Genomic DNA, 1,391 nt, shown 5'->3' with positions numbered 1-1,391 from the left:
TACTGCAACCGCATCTGGGCGTGACTGTGGGTGTAGGTGTTCGTTGTCTTGACTGTGTGCCTATGGGTTGACGGTTGAGCAGGTTGAGTCGTGGTCCGAGGGGATAGCCGGGTTTCATGCCCGGTTCGCTCGGCATTTCGGGAGGTCGGAGCCCCGCGAGCGGGCGCTGGACTACCTGATCGGGCTGCTCGCGCCGTTGGAACGCAAAAACGGCTGGACGGTGGCCGAGCGGGTCGGGCAGTTGCGTCCCGACGGCGTCCAACGTCTGCTCAACCACTCCGACTGGGACGCGGATGCGGTGCGTGACGATGTGCGGGACTTCGTCATGGAGAGCATCGGCACCCGGGACGGCGTACTGATCGGCGACGACACCGGGTTCCTGAAGAAGGGAACGAAGTCCGCGGGTGTCCAGAGGCAGTACACCGGAACAGCCGGCCGCACGGAGAACAGCCAGATCGGGACGTTCCTGGCCTACGCCTCAAGCAGGGGGCGGGCGTTGATCGACCGCGAGCTCTATCTGCCGCTCTCCTGGACCGATGACCGCGAACGCTGCCGGGCGGCGGGGATCGGGGACGAGGTCCCCTTCGCGACGAAGAACGAGCACCTCAAGTGGATGCTTCAGCGTGCCATCGACGCCGGCGTCCCCTTCGCGTGGGTGACCGCCGACGAGGCGTTCGGGCAGGTGAGGCACCTGCGGTCGTGGCTGGAGGAGCGGGCGGTCGCGCACGTGCTGGCCACGAAGGTCAACGACATCGTCGTCACCGGCCAGGGCACGGACGTGCAGGTGGACCGGCTGATCGCCGCGCTGCCCCGGCAGGCATGGAAGCGCCTGTCCGGGGGCCGGGGCGCGCACGGGGAACGGATCTACGACTGGGCCCGCGTCGCGATCCGCCCGCAGTGGACGAACGGCTTCGGGCACTGGGTCCTGGCCCGACGCAGCCTCAGCAACCCTGGCAAACTGGCCTACTACATCTGCTACGGACCGGTCGCCACCCGGCTGAAAGACCTGGTCAAGGTGGCCGCGGCCAGGTGGGCGGTGGAAGAGTGCTTCCAGACCGCGAAGGGCGACTGCGGCCTGGACCACTACCAGGTGCGACTCTATCGGGCCTGGTACCGCCACATCACCCTGGCCATGGCCGCCCTCGCCTACCTGACCGCCGTCCGCGCCCGGGAAGCAGAAAAGGGGGAAGCGCGGACGACGGAGAAGAACTCATACCGCTGAGCGTGCCGGAGATCCGCCAGCTGATGGGACACATCATCGTCGTGCCCCACCACCATGCCAACGACCACCATCTCCACTGGTCACACTTCCGACGACGAAGCCAAGCCCGCGCCCGCAACTCCCACTACAAACGCCGAGGACACACCCCCCAGATGCGGTTGCAGTACTA

At 67.0% G+C, this 1,391-nt stretch carries 1 protein-coding gene; it reads left to right on the top strand.

The window, feature by feature from the left end; translation table 11 throughout:
• Positions 1–67: 67 nt before the first annotated feature.
• Positions 68–1,222 (top strand): IS701 family transposase, encoded by a 1,155-nt coding sequence (locus ACFWPT_RS40915; protein WP_380488133.1) that lies wholly within the window; start codon positions 68–70, stop codon positions 1,220–1,222.
• Positions 1,223–1,391 lie beyond the last annotated feature (169 nt).

It is taken from the genome of Kitasatospora sp. NPDC058478 (assembly GCF_042720345.1).
Classification (GTDB): domain Bacteria; phylum Actinomycetota; class Actinomycetes; order Streptomycetales; family Streptomycetaceae; genus Kitasatospora.
The sequence above is the reverse complement of the archived record's forward strand: the minus strand, read 5'-3'. Positions and strand labels throughout refer to the sequence as shown.